This is a genomic window from Achromobacter sp. 01N37 (assembly GCF_056399725.1).
The window spans coordinates 106638-121255 of sequence record NZ_JBFTRX010000004.1 but is presented as its reverse complement, the minus strand read 5'-3'; the positions used below and the strand labels follow the sequence as shown (position 1 = coordinate 121255).

The 14618-nt window shown below is 62.5% G+C and carries 20 protein-coding genes and 1 tRNA gene; 18 read left to right on the top strand and 3 right to left on the bottom strand.

The annotated features are described in order from the left end of the window. From hisB to AC1DSJ_RS09520, 11 genes are all read left to right on the top strand, one after another. Nucleotides 1–588 carry an imidazoleglycerol-phosphate dehydratase HisB gene (gene hisB / locus AC1DSJ_RS09570; protein WP_006216836.1) on the top strand — a complete coding sequence of 196 codons (588 nt, stop codon included), beginning with the start codon at nucleotides 1–3 and terminating at the stop codon, nucleotides 586–588. Between the two features lie 48 nt (nucleotides 589–636). Continuing rightward, a complete protein-coding gene (gene hisH, locus AC1DSJ_RS09565; RefSeq protein ID WP_054421042.1) occupies nucleotides 637–1335 on the top strand; it encodes an imidazole glycerol phosphate synthase subunit HisH in 699 nt (232 codons plus the stop codon). Between the two features lie 57 nt (nucleotides 1336–1392). Then, nucleotides 1393–2133, top strand: coding sequence for a 1-(5-phosphoribosyl)-5-[(5-phosphoribosylamino)methylideneamino]imidazole-4-carboxamide isomerase (gene hisA, locus AC1DSJ_RS09560; protein WP_006224535.1), 741 nt, complete (start codon nucleotides 1393–1395; stop codon nucleotides 2131–2133). Then, nucleotides 2130–2954 carry an imidazole glycerol phosphate synthase subunit HisF gene (gene hisF, locus AC1DSJ_RS09555; protein ID WP_054421041.1) on the top strand — a complete coding sequence of 275 codons (825 nt, stop codon included), beginning with the start codon at nucleotides 2130–2132 and terminating at the stop codon, nucleotides 2952–2954. Before hisA ends, hisF begins: the two co-directional genes overlap by 4 nt. 2 nt (nucleotides 2955–2956) lie before the next feature. Further along, nucleotides 2957–3361 carry a phosphoribosyl-AMP cyclohydrolase gene (gene hisI, locus AC1DSJ_RS09550; protein WP_054421040.1) on the top strand — a complete coding sequence of 135 codons (405 nt, stop codon included), beginning with the start codon at nucleotides 2957–2959 and terminating at the stop codon, nucleotides 3359–3361. Further along, complete coding sequence (locus AC1DSJ_RS09545) at nucleotides 3358–3708, top strand: phosphoribosyl-ATP diphosphatase (RefSeq protein ID WP_054421039.1); 351 nt, start codon at nucleotides 3358–3360, stop codon at nucleotides 3706–3708. Before hisI ends, AC1DSJ_RS09545 begins: the two co-directional genes overlap by 4 nt. 17 nt (nucleotides 3709–3725) lie before the next feature. Next, a complete protein-coding gene (locus tag AC1DSJ_RS09540; RefSeq protein ID WP_006224531.1) occupies nucleotides 3726–4094 on the top strand; it encodes a histidine triad nucleotide-binding protein in 369 nt (122 codons plus the stop codon). Nucleotides 4095–4108: 14 nt separating this feature from the next. Continuing rightward, entirely contained in the window at nucleotides 4109–4336 is a 228-nt protein-coding gene (gene tatA, locus AC1DSJ_RS09535) for a Sec-independent protein translocase subunit TatA (protein ID WP_006216828.1), read from the top strand. A gap of 72 nt (nucleotides 4337–4408) precedes the next feature. Further along, on the top strand, nucleotides 4409–5059 hold the full coding sequence (tatB, locus tag AC1DSJ_RS09530; RefSeq protein WP_342066321.1) for a Sec-independent protein translocase protein TatB: 651 nt from the start codon (nucleotides 4409–4411) through the stop codon (nucleotides 5057–5059). Continuing rightward, complete coding sequence (gene tatC / locus AC1DSJ_RS09525; RefSeq protein ID WP_054421037.1) at nucleotides 5056–5847, top strand: twin-arginine translocase subunit TatC; 792 nt, start codon at nucleotides 5056–5058, stop codon at nucleotides 5845–5847. Before tatB ends, tatC begins: the two co-directional genes overlap by 4 nt. An 83-nt stretch (nucleotides 5848–5930) precedes the next feature. Beyond that, nucleotides 5931–6470: a helix-turn-helix domain-containing protein gene (locus AC1DSJ_RS09520; RefSeq protein WP_441371330.1), complete on the top strand. Its 540-nt coding sequence runs from the start codon at nucleotides 5931–5933 to the stop codon at nucleotides 6468–6470. Between the two features lie 74 nt (nucleotides 6471–6544). Here the strand turns inward: AC1DSJ_RS09520 and AC1DSJ_RS09515 are convergent, their stop codons facing one another. Next, nucleotides 6545–7705, bottom strand: a complete 1161-nt coding sequence (locus AC1DSJ_RS09515) for a trypsin-like peptidase domain-containing protein (protein WP_441371329.1) — start codon at nucleotides 7703–7705, stop codon at nucleotides 6545–6547. Nucleotides 7706–7724: 19 nt separating this feature from the next. On the opposite strand from AC1DSJ_RS09515, the gene AC1DSJ_RS09510 reads away from it, so the two are divergent. Beyond that, nucleotides 7725–8501, top strand: a complete 777-nt coding sequence (locus tag AC1DSJ_RS09510; RefSeq protein ID WP_441371328.1) for a Nif3-like dinuclear metal center hexameric protein — start codon at nucleotides 7725–7727, stop codon at nucleotides 8499–8501. 28 nt (nucleotides 8502–8529) lie between these two features. Here AC1DSJ_RS09510 and mscL read toward each other — a convergent pair whose 3' ends face one another. Continuing rightward, a complete protein-coding gene (gene mscL / locus AC1DSJ_RS09505) occupies nucleotides 8530–8979 on the bottom strand; it encodes a large conductance mechanosensitive channel protein MscL (RefSeq protein WP_175170681.1) in 450 nt (149 codons plus the stop codon). Nucleotides 8980–9119: 140 nt separating this feature from the next. Between mscL and petA the strand changes: the two genes are divergently transcribed. The 6 genes from petA to AC1DSJ_RS09475 all read left to right on the top strand — a co-directional run bounded on the left by petA (nucleotide 9120) and on the right by AC1DSJ_RS09475 (nucleotide 13544). Next, a complete protein-coding gene (gene petA / locus AC1DSJ_RS09500) occupies nucleotides 9120–9761 on the top strand; it encodes a ubiquinol-cytochrome c reductase iron-sulfur subunit (protein WP_054421033.1) in 642 nt (213 codons plus the stop codon). 75 nt (nucleotides 9762–9836) lie between these two features. Then, the gene (locus tag AC1DSJ_RS09495; RefSeq protein ID WP_441371327.1) at nucleotides 9837–11225 is read left to right on the top strand and encodes a cytochrome b; all 1389 of its coding nucleotides are present in this window, start codon (nucleotides 9837–9839) and stop codon (nucleotides 11223–11225) included. A 24-nt stretch (nucleotides 11226–11249) separates the two neighbouring features. Next, complete coding sequence (locus tag AC1DSJ_RS09490) at nucleotides 11250–12113, top strand: cytochrome c1 (RefSeq protein ID WP_054421032.1); 864 nt, start codon at nucleotides 11250–11252, stop codon at nucleotides 12111–12113. 153 nt (nucleotides 12114–12266) lie between these two features. Beyond that, nucleotides 12267–12878 carry a glutathione S-transferase N-terminal domain-containing protein gene (locus AC1DSJ_RS09485; protein ID WP_006388039.1) on the top strand — a complete coding sequence of 204 codons (612 nt, stop codon included), beginning with the start codon at nucleotides 12267–12269 and terminating at the stop codon, nucleotides 12876–12878. 12 nt (nucleotides 12879–12890) lie between these two features. Continuing rightward, nucleotides 12891–13343, top strand: a complete 453-nt coding sequence (locus AC1DSJ_RS09480) for a ClpXP protease specificity-enhancing factor (RefSeq protein ID WP_054421031.1) — start codon at nucleotides 12891–12893, stop codon at nucleotides 13341–13343. 125 nt (nucleotides 13344–13468) lie between these two features. After that, nucleotides 13469–13544 (top strand) — tRNA-Thr (locus AC1DSJ_RS09475). Nucleotides 13545–13597: 53 nt separating this feature from the next. Here AC1DSJ_RS09475 and AC1DSJ_RS09470 read toward each other — a convergent pair. Further along, entirely contained in the window at nucleotides 13598–14491 is an 894-nt protein-coding gene (locus AC1DSJ_RS09470; RefSeq protein WP_346552517.1) for a LysR substrate-binding domain-containing protein, read from the bottom strand. Nucleotides 14492–14618 lie beyond the last annotated feature (127 nt).

The window sequence follows — 14618 nt, the reverse complement described above, 5'->3', positions numbered from 1 at the left end:
ATGCGTACCGCAGAAATCACCCGCAACACCAACGAAACCCGCATCCGCGTGGCCATCAACATTGATGGCACCGGCAAGCAGACCATCGACACGGGCGTGCCCTTCCTGGACCACATGCTGGACCAGATCGCGCGCCACGGCCTGATCGACCTGGACATCAAGGCCGAAGGCGATCTGCACATCGATGCGCATCACACGGTGGAAGACGTGGGTATCACGCTGGGCATGGCGATCGCCAAGGCCGTGGGCACCAAGGCCGGCCTGCGCCGCTACGGCCACGCCTACGTGCCGCTGGACGAAGCGCTGTCGCGCGTCGTGGTGGACTTCTCGGGCCGCCCCGGCCTGGAATATCACATCCCGTTCACCCGCGCCCACATCGGCAATTTCGATGTCGACCTGACGCGTGAATTCTTCCAGGGCCTGGTCAACCACGCGCTGATCACGCTGCACATCGACAACCTGCGCGGTTTCAACGCCCACCATCAGGCCGAAACCGTGTTCAAGGCCTGTGGCCGCGCGCTGCGCATGGCCATGGAAGTCGACCCGCGCATGGGCGATGTCGTGCCCTCTACCAAAGGCGTGCTGTGACGTTCCGTTCACTCCCGTCCGCGTAATCCTCGCACCAGGCAGAAAGAAGTGACCACTATCGCCATCGTCGACTATGGAATGGGCAATTTCCACTCCGTCGCACGCGCCTTGACGTTCGCCGCCCCCGATGCGGACATCCGCATCTGCAACCAGCCCCAAGACATCGACGCCGCTGACCGCGTGGTGTTTCCCGGGCAGGGCGCCATGGCGGACTGCATGCGCACCCTGAATGAATCCGGCCTGCGCGAAGCCGTCGTGCGCGCCGCCCGCAACAAGCCCCTGCTGGGCGTGTGTGTGGGCGAGCAGATGCTGTTCGACTCGTCTGAAGAAGGCGGCACGTCGTGCCTGGGCCTGTTCCCCGGCGTCGTGCGCCGCTTTTCAGGCCCGCGCTTTGCCGACCTGATCCCCGCCGACGACGAAGCCTGCCTGGCCGACACCGGCGCCGCAGGCCTGGCCGACACCCGCCCCGAACGCCTGAAAGTTCCGCACATGGGATGGAACAAAGTGCGCCAGACGCGCTCTCATCCCATCTGGGACGGCATTCCGGACGACACGCATTTCTATTTCGTCCATAGTTATTACGCCGATCCGGATGATTCCGGCCTGATTGTTGGTGAAACCGATTATGGCGTCGCCTTTACCTGCGCAGTGGCGGCAGCTAACATTTTCGCGGTGCAGTTCCACCCCGAAAAGAGCGCCGAACACGGTTTGCGCCTGTATCGCAATTTTGTAGACTGGCAGCCGTAGGCCTCGCGTCCACGTGCTCCAGCCCATTCAACCCCTCTTTCTTTTTTGCTGCCCACCATGCTGCTGATCCCCGCCATCGATCTCAAAGACGGGCGCTGCGTGCGCCTGCGCCAGGGTGACCTGGACGATGCAACGGTGTTCTCCGAAGACCCCGCCGCCATGGCCACCCGTTGGCTCGACCAAGGCGCGCGCCGCCTGCATCTGGTCGACTTGAACGGCGCCGTTGCCGGCAAGCCGAAGAACGAAGCGCCCATCAAGGCCATTCTGGACGCTGTCGGCGACGACATCCCCGTCCAGATCGGCGGCGGCATTCGCGACCTCGACACCATCGAACGCTACCTTGACGCCGGCATCTCCTACGTGATCATCGGCACCGCCGCGGTCAAGAACCCGGGCTTCCTGCAAGACGCCTGCGGCGCTTTCCCCGGCCAGATCATCGTTGGCCTGGACGCCCGCGACGGCAAGATCGCCACCGACGGCTGGAGCAAGCTGACCCGCCACGACGTGCTGGATCTGGCCAAGAAGTTCGAAGACTACGGCTGCGAAGCCATTATCTACACCGACATCGGCCGTGACGGCATGCTGTCGGGCGTCAACGTCGAAGCCACGGTCCGCCTGGCCCAACACGTGCGCATTCCCGTGTACGCCTCGGGCGGCATCGCCGGCATCCAGGACATCGAAGCCCTGTGCGCCGTCGAAGAAGAGGGCGTCGAAGGCGCCATTCTGGGCCGCAGCATCTACGAAGGCACGCTCGACTTCCAGGCAGCCCAGGCTCGCGCCGACGAATTGGCAAAATGACCACCTCCAGCAGCACCCCCGGGGCCGGCGCGCCCGTTCAAAGCGCGCTGACCCGCCGCATCATTCCCTGCCTTGACGTGACTGCCGGCCGCGTCGTCAAGGGCGTGAACTTCGTCAACCTGCTCGACGCGGGCGACCCCGTCGAGATCGCCCGCCGCTACAACGAGCAGGGCGCAGACGAGCTCACGTTCCTGGACATCACCGCGACCAGCGACGGCCGCGATCTGATCCTGCCCATCATCGAGCAGGTGGCGTCGCAAGTCTTCATCCCGCTGACGGTGGGTGGCGGCGTGCGCCAGGTGTCGGACATCCAGCGTCTGCTGAATGCCGGCGCCGACAAGATCAGCATCAACAGCGCCGCCGTGGCCAATCCGGAGCTGGTTCGCGCCGCCTCCGATTACCACGGCTCGCAATGCGTGGTGGTCGCCATCGACGCGCGCCGCGTGTCGGCGGCGGGCGAACCCGCGCGCTGGGAAGTCTTCACGCACGGCGGCCGCAAGGCGACCGGGCTGGACGCCGTGGCGTGGGCGCGCCGCATGGCCGCCTACGGCGCGGGTGAAATTCTGCTGACCAGCATGGACCGCGACGGCACCAAGTCGGGCTTCGACCTGGAACTGACGCGCGCGGTGTCGGACGCCGTGCCCGTGCCCGTCATCGCCTCGGGCGGCGTGGGCAACCTGCAGCACCTGGCCGATGGCGTCACCACCGGCCGCGCCAGCGCCGTGCTGGCCGCCAGCATCTTCCACTTCGGCCAACACACCGTTGGCGAATGCAAGCGCTTCATGGCCGAGCAAGGCATTGCCGTAAGACTGGATACCTGAACATGAGCACTGAACCCGCCTGGATGGCCGACGTCGTCTTCGACGAAAACGGCCTGATCCCCGCCATCGCCCAAGACGCCGAAAACGGCCAGATCATGATGGTGGCCTGGATGAACCGCGAAGCGCTCGCCGAAACCGCCGCCACCGGGCGCGCCGTGTATTTCTCGCGGTCGCGCAAACGCCTGTGGCGCAAGGGCGAGGAATCCGGCCACATCCAGGAAGTGCATGAACTGCGCCTGGACTGTGACGGCGACGTCATCCTGCTGAAAATCCACCAGGAAGGTGGCATTGCCTGCCACACCGGCCGCGCCAGCTGCTTTTACCGCCGCCTTGAAGGCCAGACGGACCAGGCGTCGTGGGTAACGGTGGACCCGGTGCTCAAAGACCCGGAAATGATCTACAAATGACCGATCAAACCCTTAGCGCCGCCGACATTCTGGCGCGCATCGCCGACACGCTGGAAACCCGCCGCCCGGAAAATGGCGGCGACCCCACGGCCTCGTATTCCGCCAAGCTGCTGGCCAAAGGCCCCGATTCCTTCCTGAAGAAGATCGGCGAAGAAGCCACGGAACTGGTCATGGCCGCGAAAGACGGCGTGCCGGACCGCATCGTCAGCGAAACCGCCGACCTGTGGTTCCACTGCCTGGTCGCGCTGACGCACTTCAACCTGCGGCCGGAAGACGTGCTGGCCGAACTGGCCCGCCGCGAAGGCCTGTCGGGCCTGGCGGAAAAGGCCAGCCGCCCCAAAGACTGACCACGGAGCCCGGAAACATGAGCGACAACTGTCTTTTCTGCAAGATCGCCGCTGGCGACATCCCGTCCAAGAAGGTCTACGAGGACGAGGACTTTGTTGCATTCCACGATATCAATCCGGCAGCACCGGTACATTTGCTGCTGATCCCTCGACGTCATGTCACATCCATGCAGGATATTACGGGCGAGGACGCAGGTTGGTTGGGTAGAATGATGTCGTTGGCGCCGCGGCTAGCAGCCGAAAACGGTTGCCGTCCGGGCCCTGATGGCGGATTTCGCATCATGATCAACTCTGGCGTCGAAGGCGGCCAGGAAGTCCCGCATCTGCATTTCCACATCATCGGCGGCTCGCGACCCTGGAAAGGACGCGTGGCCCCCACCGCGTAATTCGGAGAAACATCATGGGTAGTTTCAGCATTTGGCATTGGTTGGTCGTTCTGGTCATCGTGGCGCTGATTTTCGGCACCAAGAAACTGCGCAACATCGGCTCGGACCTGGGCGGCGCAGTGAAGGGTTTCAAGGAAGGCATGAAGGACGCCAACGGCGAAAAGCCGGCTGACCCGATCGCGCAGCAGCGCGTGTCCGGCGAAACCATCGACGTGCAGGCCAAGGAAAAGACCAACTCCTGAGCTCCCGCTCGTCTCCCGGGCCAGCCCTGAACGGGCCGGCCCTTATTGCTTCAATTCCCGAGCGGCCGTCGAATGTTTGATGTCAGCCTCACTGAACTGATGGTGATCGGCGTCGTCGCCTTGATCGTCATTGGCCCCGAACGCCTGCCCAAAGTAGCCCGCACCGTCGGCCACCTGCTTGGGCGCGCGCAGCGTTACGTCAACGACGTGAAGTCCGATATCCAGCGCGAAATCGAACTCGATGAACTGCGCAAGTTCAAAACCGAAATGGAAGACGCCGCGCAAGGTGTGCAGCAATCGCTGAACGACACGCATGCGTCGCTGCAAGAACCCGTGCAGCAATTCCGCGCCGAACTCGACGAAGTGGCCCGTGAAGCCAGCGGCAAGGCCGCGCCGGTGATCGTGGGTGACGCGTCAGTCGGGGACGCCTCAGTCGGTAACGCCTCCACCGCCCCCGCCGAAGCCGCCCGCACCATCGCGCCGCCAGGGCAGAATCACAGCCTGGATCTGGACCTGCCTGCCGTATCCGAACCCCGCCCCGCTGCCATCTCGGCTTCGGCTGCCGCACCGGCTACCGTCCGGGCGTCCGCGACGGGTCCGGTTCACGGGCCCGTTATCGCGCCGGCCGCATCCCAACAACCCGCCCCGGCGCCTCGCGCGCCCCAGGCTGACGACGCCGCGCTCGCCGCCAAGCCCGTCCCGCCCTCCGGAACACCGACGTGACCCAGGACGCCTCCCAAGAAGAAGGCCAGCAAGAGACCTTCATCTCTCACCTGGTTGAATTGCGCACCCGCCTGCTGCGCGCCGTAGGCGCCGTGGTGGCTGTGTTCATTGTGCTGTTCATCTACCCGGGCGCATCGGCCATCTATGACGTGCTGGCGGCGCCCATGCTGGCCTCGCTGCCCGAAGGCACGCGCATGATCGCCACCGGCGTCATCACGCCGTTCATGGTGCCCGTCAAGGTCACGATGATGGCCGCCTTCATCGTGGCGCTGCCCGTCGTGCTGTACCAGGCCTGGGCCTTTGTTGCGCCCGGCCTGTACCGCCACGAAAAGCGCCTGGCGCTGCCGCTGATCATCTCCAGCACCTTCCTGTTCATCGCGGGCATGGCGTTCTGCTATTTCGTGGTGTTCCGCACGGTGTTCCACTTCATCGCCACGTTCGCGCCGCAATCCATCACGCCGGCGCCGGACATCGAGGCCTATCTGAGCTTCGTGATGACGATGTTCATGGCCTTCGGCATCACCTTCGAAGTGCCGGTGGCCGTGGTGTTGCTGGTGAAGATGGGCATTGTTGAACTGTCCAAGCTGAGGTCGGCGCGAGGCTATGTCGTGGTCGGCGCCTTCATCATCGCCGCCGTGGTCACGCCGCCCGATGTGGTCAGCCAGTTCATGCTGGCCGTGCCGCTGTGCCTGCTGTACGAAGTGGGGCTGATCTGCGCCCGCATGGTGCAGCCCAAGGCGGGCGCGGCTGAAGAGGCCGGTTCCGATTCGCTGACCGAGCGCCATTAAGACAGCCCCGGCCGTCACCGCGACGGCCAATATAGGACTGTTTCACTCTTGCCGGGACATGGCTGCAAACCTACATTGCAGACATGTCCCTCGCCAAAAGACTGCGCGCCCTGATGCGGTGGCGCGGTATCCATAGCCAGAACCAGCTCGCACGCATTTCCAGCGTGCCGCAGTCCTGCATTCACCGCATCCTTACTCGTGCCGATGGCTACTCGCCGTCTCGCGCCACGTTGATACGCCTGGCCGCCGCGCTGGATACCAGCGTGCCGTGGCTGTCAGACGGCGTCATCAGCGCGGTCGAGCCGCATGGGGTGTCGCATGCTGTGCCACATGCGGTGCCACTCGGGGCGCCACATGCGGTGTCGCACGGTTCGCCACACGGTGTGCCACGCACTGATACCGCCATGCAAGCGGACAGGGGCGCGGCGGCGCATGCGTTCATACACACGGCAGTACCCGCGTCCGCCCCGGAGGTCGATGGCTATTGCGCCGAAATATGCGTGTTGCTGCGCCAGCAACCTGACAGCACCAAGAAGACCGTGCTGTCGATGGTGCGCTTGATGGTCGACAGCCAGGCGACGGGCGCAAGTTCGCAGGCCTTGAATTCGCTCGCCTCTTCTTAGCGCGGCTTCAAGGGGCTGAACGGGCCTTCATAGACCCTCATAGACCTTCCTAGGCCTTCACAGGCGAATCCGGTTCAGCGCGGCTTACCCGGCCGCGTGCCCACCACCACCGTCATGTCCTGCGGCTTGCCTGAACGCAGAATTCCCAGCGTGGCGCGCTGGCCCGGGGGCAGCTGCGCAATCTCGGCCAACAGCTGGGCCGTGTCGGCCATGCGTTTGCCATTGACGCTTTGCACGATATCGCCCACGCGCATGCCGCTGCGCGCGGCAGGGCCGTCGCGCATCACGCCCGCGATAATCGCGCCCTTGACGTCACCGCCCAGCCCGAATGCGCGCGCCAGTTCCGGCGTGACGTCTTGCGGCTCCACGCCCAACCAGCCACGCTTGACGCCACCCGTCTTGACGATTTCGTCCATGACCTTGCGCGCAATCTCCACCGGTGTCGCAAAGCCAATGCCCATCGACCCGCCCGATTCCGAGTAGATCGCCGTGTTGATGCCGACGAGGTTGCCTTCCGCATCCACCAGCGCGCCACCCGAGTTGCCCGGGTTGATGGCTGCATCCGTCTGAATGAAGTTCTCGTACGTGTTCAAGCCCAGCCCATTGCGGCCCAGCGCCGACACAATGCCTTGCGTGGTGGTTTGCCCCACGCCAAACGGATTGCCAATGGCCAGCACCACATCGCCCACGCGCAAGCCGCGGTCAGCGGCCAGCGCAGCGGCGGGCAGGGTGCGCAACGAGGCCAGCTTCAGCACGGCCAGGTCAGTGTCAGGGTCAGCGCCCACCACCTTGGCGGTGTCGCGGCGGCCATCGCTCAAGGCCACTTCAATGGCGTCGGCCGCCTGCACCACGTGATAGTTGGTCAGCACATGGCCGTCCTGGCTCACGATAACGCCGGACCCCAGGCTGGTCGTGGCCTCGCGCCGGCTCACGCCCGGCAACTGGCCAAACAGCTGGCGCAGCACCGGATCATCCGGCAGCGGGATCAGTGGCACATTGACGTGCTTGGTCGTGTAGACATTCACGACAGAAGGCGCGGCGCGAGCCACCCCATCCGCATAAGACACCGGGCCCGTCCCCGTGCCTGCGGCCGGCCGCGAGGCCGCCGCCACCGCGGCAGGCGCCGCACCCGGCACGGCCAGGCGCAGCAGGTCGGGCCGCAGCGTCGTGACGACGAATAGAATACCCAGGCAGACCGTGACGGCCTGAGCGAAGATCAGCCAATATCGGCGCATGATTCTGATAGGACAAACAATGAAAAAAGTGGACTCCCACGTGCTGGCCAGCTGGCTGGACAACACCCTGCAAGCCGCGCGCTTCAAGGACTACTGCCCCAACGGCATGCAGGTGGAGGGCCGATCCGAAGTCGGACACATTATCACCGGTGTCACCGCTAGCGAAGCGTTGTTGCGCACGGCCGTCGAACGCGGCGCCGACGCGGTGCTGGTGCATCACGGCTGGATGTGGCGCAACGAAGACCGCCGCGTCATCGGCACGCGCCGCACGCGCATGGCGTTGGCGTTGAAAAACGACCTGAACCTGTACGCCTACCACCTGCCGCTGGACGCCCACCCCACACTGGGCAACAACGCGCAATTGGCCCGCGTGCTGGGCCTGACACCCGCGCGCCGCGATGACGGTTCACCGCAAACCTGTGGTCAGGACAATCTGGTGTGGCTGGGCGACGCCACCGGTGCAAAGACGCTTGGCGAACTTGGCGCGCGCGTGGCCGAACGCCTGGGCCGCCAGCCGCTAGTCGTGGGCGACCCCGATCAACCCGTGTCGCGCGTGGCGTGGTGCACGGGCGGCGCGCAAGGCATGCTGGCTGACGCCGTGGACGCGGGCGTCAGCGCCTACATCACAGGCGAAGTCTCGGAATCCACCGTGCATCTGGCGCGCGAAACCGGCGTAGGGTTCATCGCCGCCGGTCATCACGCCACCGAGCGCTATGGCGCGCAAGCGTTGGGCCAGGCGGTTGCCGAGCACTTCGGCATCAAGGTCGAATTTGTCGACCTTGATAATCCAGCCTAATAAAAAAGCGCCCCACGGGGCGCTTTCTTCATGGCTTTTTCAGCAGGTCGCGGATCTCGCGCAGCAGCGCCACATCTTCGGGCGTTGCGGCCGGTGCGGCCGGCGCTTCCTCGGCCTTGGTGCGGGCCTTGTAGATGGCTTTCACCATCCAGAAAATCACGAACGCCAACAACACAAAGTTGATGATGATGGTGACGAAATTCCCCCACGCGAACACGTTCGCGCCGGCTTTCGAGAGGTCGGCATACGTCATCGGGCCGTTGTAGCCAGCAGGCATCGACAGCACCAAGAATTTGTTCGAAAAATCGACCGAACCACCCAGGATGAAGTTGACCAGAGGCATGACGATGTCTTTGACTAGCGAATCAACAATTCTGCCGAACGCTGCGCCGATAATGACACCCACCGCCAAGTCAACCGCATTGCCTTTAACAGCGAAATCTCGGAATTCTTTGACGAAACCAGTTGCTTTGCTCATAAAAGCACTCCCTTCGTGATACGCCCGTCAGTGGGCTGGCGCTATAATACGCGGTTGCTATGTTGTTACATATTCCCGCGAACCCGATGCCGCAGAAGTGATGCTACTCGTAGAGCGGGCGCATCAACAAGGATAGGAAGATGAGTCAGGATACGCTGGTGCACGATGATGACGGTGCGGTTGATCCCAACCTGCCACCTGATCCTTCGCGACGTTTCTGGGTTACCACCGCCTGTGCTGTGGGTGGCGTAGCAGGTGTCGCAACGGCAGTGCCGCTTGTGAGCACATTTTCTCCCTCTGAAAAGGCCCGCGCGGCCGGGGCCCCTGTAGAAGTGGATATCGGCGATATACCCGTCGGCACCATGAAAACAGTGGAATGGCGTGGGAAGCCGGTGTGGATCATTCACCGGTCTCCCGAACAACTCGCCGGTCTCAAAGCGCTCGACCCTTTACTGGCCGATCCCGAATCCAAGCGGCCTGGTTTCACTCCCAAATACGCAGAAAACGAAGCTCGTTCGCGCAAGCCCGAGATCTTCGTCTGTGTCGGCATTTGTACTCATCTGGGCTGCTCGCCCACCTCGCACTTCGAGACAGGCGGCGGTGGCGGCATGGGCGCCAATTGGCAAGGCGGATTCCTCTGTCCGTGCCATGGCTCCACGTTCGACCTGGCCGGCCGGGTCTACAAGAACAAGCCTGCTCCCGATAATCTCGAAGTACCGCCCTACCAGTATCTGAGCGATACCCGCATCATTGTGGGCGTCGATGAAGACAACAAGGCCTGACGCTCGCGTCGCGCTTTTTTCCCGAATTACGTAAGTAAAACAAATACGCACACGTATTAGAGAAGGAGCCGTTACATGGCTGGCGAGAAAACCGTCGAGACGACAGGCCTGCTGGGCTGGTTGGACCGGCGCTTTCCGGTGACCTCCACCTGGAAAGCCCATCTGTCCGAGTACTACGCACCGAAGAATTTCAACTTCTGGTATTTCTTTGGCTCTCTGGCCTTATTGGTCCTGGTGCTGCAGATCGTGACCGGGATTTTCCTGGTCATGCACTACAAGCCGGACGCCGAACGCGCGTTCCAGTCCGTCGAATACATCATGCGCGAAGTCCCGTGGGGCTGGCTGGTGCGCTATATGCACTCCACCGGCGCGTCGATGTTCTTTGTCGTCGTCTACCTGCACATGTTGCGCGGGCTGCTTTACGGTTCCTACCGCAAGCCGCGCGAACTCGTGTGGATTTTCGGCGTGGCGATTTTCCTCTGTCTGATGGCCGAAGCCTTCTTCGGCTACCTGCTTCCGTGGGGCCAGATGTCGTATTGGGGCGCCCAGGTGATCGTCAACCTGTTCGCGGCCATTCCGTTCATCGGCCCTGAACTGTCGATCTGGATTCGCGGCGACTACGTCGTGTCGGACGCTACCCTGAACCGCTTCTTCGCCTTCCACGTCATCGCGATTCCGCTGGTGCTCGTGGGCCTGGTGGCGGCTCACCTGGTGGCGCTGCACGAAGTGGGCTCCAACAACCCGGACGGCATCGAGATCAAGCAGGGCCCGAAAGACAAGTACGGCCGGCCGAAGGATGGCATTCCGTTCCACCCGTTCTACTCGGTGCATGACCTGATGGGCGTGGCGGGCTTCTTGCTCGTGTTCGCGTTCATCGTGTTCTTCGCCCCCGAGATGGGCGGCTACTTCCTCGAGTTCAACAACTTCATTCCTGCTGACTCGCTGAAGACGCCTCCGCACATCGCGCCGGTCTGGTACTTCACGCCGTTCTACTCGATGCTGCGCGCCACCACCGACGAATTCACGTGGGTGCTGGCGGGTGCATCGGTGCTGGGCGCCATCGCGTTGCTCGTCAAGAGCCACCTGAAGGGCATCCTGCGCGTCGCCATCCCCGGCATCCTGATCGTCGTGGCCGTGCTGCTGCGCGTGATCGACGCCAAGTTCTGGGGTGTGGTGGCCATGGGCGGCACGGTTGTCATCCTGTTCTTCCTGCCCTGGCTGGACCATTCCCCGGTCAAGTCGATCCGCTACCGGCCCACGTGGCACAAGTGGATCTACGGCATCTTCATGGTCAACTTCCTGGTGCTCGGCTACATCGGTACGCAGCCGCCCAGTCCGCCGTTGAACATCACGTCGCAAATTGGCACGCTGCTGTACCTGGCATTCTTTTTCCTGATGCCGGTCTGGAGCCGCCTTGGCACCTTCAAGCAAGTGCCTGAGCGCGTTACGTTCCACGCCCACTGAGCCCCACCAGATAACGGATTAACCATGATCAAGAAGCTGATTGGTGCCGTAGCCTTGATGCTCACGTGCACCACCGCCGCATTCGCCGCCGAGGGCGGGTTCCCGCTGGACAAGGCGCCGTACCGCGTCAACGACATGTCGTCGCTGCAAAACGGCGCCAAGCTGTTCGTCAACTACTGCCTGAACTGTCATAGCGCCTCTTCGATGCGCTACAACAAGCTGAAGGACATCGGTCTGACCGACCAGCAAATCAAGGAAAGCCTGCTGTTCACCGGCGAAAAGGTGGGCGACATGATGAATATCGCCATGTCACCCAAGGACGCCAAGAAGTGGTTTGGCACGACGCCCCCGGACTTGTCCGTGATCGCCCGCGCCAAATCGGTCAACGCCGGCCCGTCCGGCGCCGACTACATCTACACCTACCTGCGCACTTTCTACCGCGACACGTCGCGCGCCACCGGCTGGAATAACCTGGTTTTCCCCGCCGTCGGCATGCCTCACGCGCTCTGGGAACGCCAAGGTCCGCGCGAACTGACAACCACCGCGATGCATGAAGTGGAAGTCAAGGATGCCAAGGAAGGCACACCCAAAACCTGGGAACGTGTCACGACGGTGTACGATGCTCAAGGTTTTTCCACGGTCAAGGCCGAACCGGTAGCTGATTACCACGGCCATGCCACCTTTGATGCCAAATTTAAGGCCGCCAACCCGGCCCAAGTCGCAACATACGACAACGACGTCGCTGATCTGACCGCATTCATGTCCTGGATGGCCGAGCCCGTCCAGACATTGCGCGTCCGCATCGGCGTCGGCGTCATGTTGTTCCTGCTGTTGTTCTTCCTCGTTACGTGGCGCTTGAACGCCTCGTACTGGAAACACGTGCGCTAACCGCAACGCCCCGCCAGGCAATTTGACCGTCCCCCCTATAAAAAGGGACGGTAGCGGAGGATAGGGCTGTACGCCTATCCCGTCTGGCAATTGGGGCCAGCGCCTGCTAGATTTAGGCGCTGGCCTTTCGTTTTTCAATAAAGGACTTACACCATGATGGTGCTCTATTCCGGAACCACGTGTCCGTTTTCGCAACGCTGCCGCTTCGTGTTGTTCGAAAAGGGTATGGATTTCGAGATCCGCGACATCGACCTGTACAACAAGCCCGAAGACATCTCGGTGATGAACCCGTACGGTCAGGTGCCCATTCTGGTCGAACGCGACCTGGTTCTGTACGAGTCGAACATCATCAACGAGTACATCGACGAGCGCTTCCCGCACCCGCAGCTGATGCCCGCTGATCCGGTGATGCGCGCCCGTACCCGCCTGTTCCTCTACAACTTCGAGAAAGAACTGTTCGTTCACGTCTCGACGCTGGAAGACCGCAGCGCCAAGCCCGACGAGAAGAAGCTGGCCAACGCGCGCCAGAACATTCGCGACCGCCTGGCTCAGCTGGCTCCGATGCTGCTGAAGAACAAGTACATGCTGGGCGAAGAATTCTCGATGCTCGACGTGGCCGTGGCTCCGCTCTTGTGGCGCCTGGATCACTACGGCATTGAACTGCCCAAGAATGCGGCCCCGCTGCAAAAGTACGCCGAACGCATCTTCTCGCGTCCGGCCTACATCGAAGCGCTGACGCCTTCGGAAAAAGTGATGCGTCGTTAAGGCTGTTGCGTGATGGGTGAAACTTCGACCAAACCGTATCTGATCCGCGCGTTGCATGAATGGTGCACTGATAACGGCTACACGCCGTACATCACTGTGCAAGTTGACGAGCACACCATGGTGCCCGTCGCGCATGTGCGTGACGGTCAGATCACTCTGAACGTCGGCACGCTGGCCACCAACCGTCTGGTGCTGGGCAATGAATTCATCGAATTCCAAGCCCGCTTCAGCGGCGTGACCGAGAACGTTTACGTTCCCGTCGGCGCGGTCAGCGCCATCTACGCGCGTGAAACCGGCGCAGGCATGGGCTTCGAAGTGCAGCCCTATGAACCGCCGGCAGCCGGTGCTCAAGGCGTGGCGGATACCGCTGCCGCGCCCGAAGGCTCCGACGCCGACGCCGCGCCTGGCGACGACGGCGGTGATGACGACGAACCCAAGCGTCCGCGTCTGACCATCGTCAAATAGCATCTGCTACGCGGGGACGGCGTGCCTGGCACATCGTCCCCGCCATCGCTATCTTCCGCGGTGCCACGCAGCCCCGCCGATTTTTCATTACAATGCAGTCCCTGCGCGTGCCCCCGGCACGCCGTGCCGGTGTAGCTCAGTTGGTAGAGCAGCTCACTTGTAATGAGAAGGTCGAGGGTTCGATTCCTTTCACCGGCACCAACACCCCTATCGCGATAGCGTCATAGGGGTACGCGAAACCGCTGGCGCTTACGTCACGACGCCAAGCCCCGCGCTTCATGAAGCATCCATTTCGCAAATGCCTGTAGTGGGGCCGCACTCAACTCGAGCGGCTCAGGAAGAACCAGGCAGAAGGTCTTGGTAATCGCTTTGCCGTCCGCCCAAGGCGCGACCAGACGGCCTTGTTCCAGCTCGGCCCCAATGTAAAGACGCGGCACCAACGCGACTCCCAGGCCGGCGACCGCCGCCGCTATCAGCATGGAATGCAGATCGTAGCGCGCACCTACCGCCGAATTGGTCAGCACGATGCCGGCCTCTTTTGCATAAAGCTGCCACGCGTCCGGGTTCTGCCTGCGGTGAAGGCGTGGCAATTGGTCGAGCGACACATTCGCACCGGCCTCCGCCAGCAGCGCCGGACTACAGACGGGCACAAGCACCTCCTCCAGCAACGGATGCAAATGCATACCCGCCCATGCCGGATGCTCAAAATGAATGGCTGCGTCGAATCCGCTGCCAGCAAGAATGAAGGGCTCCATACGCTCGGCGATATGCACGGTAATGCTCGGATGCGCAGTCTGAAAGCGCTTCAGCCGGGGAATTAGCCAACGAGTGGCGAAGGTCGGAATGGCGGCAATATCAATGCTGCCCCCCTCGATGGGCTGCCCCATCAGATAGAGGCTGTCCCGTTCCAGCCGATCCAGAATCTCACGCACCTGCACCGCGTATCGCTTGCCGTTGGGCGCAAGCCGAACCCGATTTCCCACGCGCTCGAATAGCGCGACATTCAAAAATGCCTCAAGGCGTCCGATCTGACGACTGACCGCGCCTTCCGTCAGCGCCAATTCCGCGGCTGCGCGCGCGAAGCTGCCATGTCGAGCCGCGGCTTCAAAAGCAAGGAGCGCGGAATTGCTTGGAATCTTACGTCGCATAAGGGTTTCGACAACGGGGATGGGTTCGATATCAGCTTGAGTAAATGTCACCGAAGGCTGACTTTATATCGCTATATAGGCCGGAATTGTCCACCTAGCATTACGTTACCGCAATGAAAACGGGATG

What these genes read in the sequence shown, in the direction of transcription:
- hisB (WP_006216836.1), top strand. Translation starts at nt 1, where the DNA reads ATGCGTACCGCAGAAATCACCCGCAACACCAACGAAACCCGCATCCGC.
- hisA (WP_006224535.1), top strand. Translation starts at nt 1,393, where the DNA reads ATGCTGCTGATCCCCGCCATCGATCTCAAAGACGGGCGCTGCGTGCGC.
- hisF (WP_054421041.1), top strand. Translation starts at nt 2,130, where the DNA reads ATGACCACCTCCAGCAGCACCCCCGGGGCCGGCGCGCCCGTTCAAAGC.
- hisI (WP_054421040.1), top strand. Translation starts at nt 2,957, where the DNA reads ATGAGCACTGAACCCGCCTGGATGGCCGACGTCGTCTTCGACGAAAAC.
- AC1DSJ_RS09545 (WP_054421039.1), top strand. Translation starts at nt 3,358, where the DNA reads ATGACCGATCAAACCCTTAGCGCCGCCGACATTCTGGCGCGCATCGCC.
- AC1DSJ_RS09540 (WP_006224531.1), top strand. Translation starts at nt 3,726, where the DNA reads ATGAGCGACAACTGTCTTTTCTGCAAGATCGCCGCTGGCGACATCCCG.
- tatA (WP_006216828.1), top strand. Translation starts at nt 4,109, where the DNA reads ATGGGTAGTTTCAGCATTTGGCATTGGTTGGTCGTTCTGGTCATCGTG.
- tatB (WP_342066321.1), top strand. Translation starts at nt 4,409, where the DNA reads ATGTTTGATGTCAGCCTCACTGAACTGATGGTGATCGGCGTCGTCGCC.
- AC1DSJ_RS09520 (WP_441371330.1), top strand. Translation starts at nt 5,931, where the DNA reads ATGTCCCTCGCCAAAAGACTGCGCGCCCTGATGCGGTGGCGCGGTATC.
- AC1DSJ_RS09515 (WP_441371329.1), bottom strand. Translation starts at nt 7,705, where the DNA reads ATGCGCCGATATTGGCTGATCTTCGCTCAGGCCGTCACGGTCTGCCTG.
- AC1DSJ_RS09510 (WP_441371328.1), top strand. Translation starts at nt 7,725, where the DNA reads ATGAAAAAAGTGGACTCCCACGTGCTGGCCAGCTGGCTGGACAACACC.
- mscL (WP_175170681.1), bottom strand. Translation starts at nt 8,979, where the DNA reads ATGAGCAAAGCAACTGGTTTCGTCAAAGAATTCCGAGATTTCGCTGTT.
- petA (WP_054421033.1), top strand. Translation starts at nt 9,120, where the DNA reads ATGAGTCAGGATACGCTGGTGCACGATGATGACGGTGCGGTTGATCCC.
- AC1DSJ_RS09495 (WP_441371327.1), top strand. Translation starts at nt 9,837, where the DNA reads ATGGCTGGCGAGAAAACCGTCGAGACGACAGGCCTGCTGGGCTGGTTG.
- AC1DSJ_RS09490 (WP_054421032.1), top strand. Translation starts at nt 11,250, where the DNA reads ATGATCAAGAAGCTGATTGGTGCCGTAGCCTTGATGCTCACGTGCACC.
- AC1DSJ_RS09485 (WP_006388039.1), top strand. Translation starts at nt 12,267, where the DNA reads ATGATGGTGCTCTATTCCGGAACCACGTGTCCGTTTTCGCAACGCTGC.
- AC1DSJ_RS09480 (WP_054421031.1), top strand. Translation starts at nt 12,891, where the DNA reads ATGGGTGAAACTTCGACCAAACCGTATCTGATCCGCGCGTTGCATGAA.
- AC1DSJ_RS09470 (WP_346552517.1), bottom strand. Translation starts at nt 14,491, where the DNA reads ATGCGACGTAAGATTCCAAGCAATTCCGCGCTCCTTGCTTTTGAAGCC.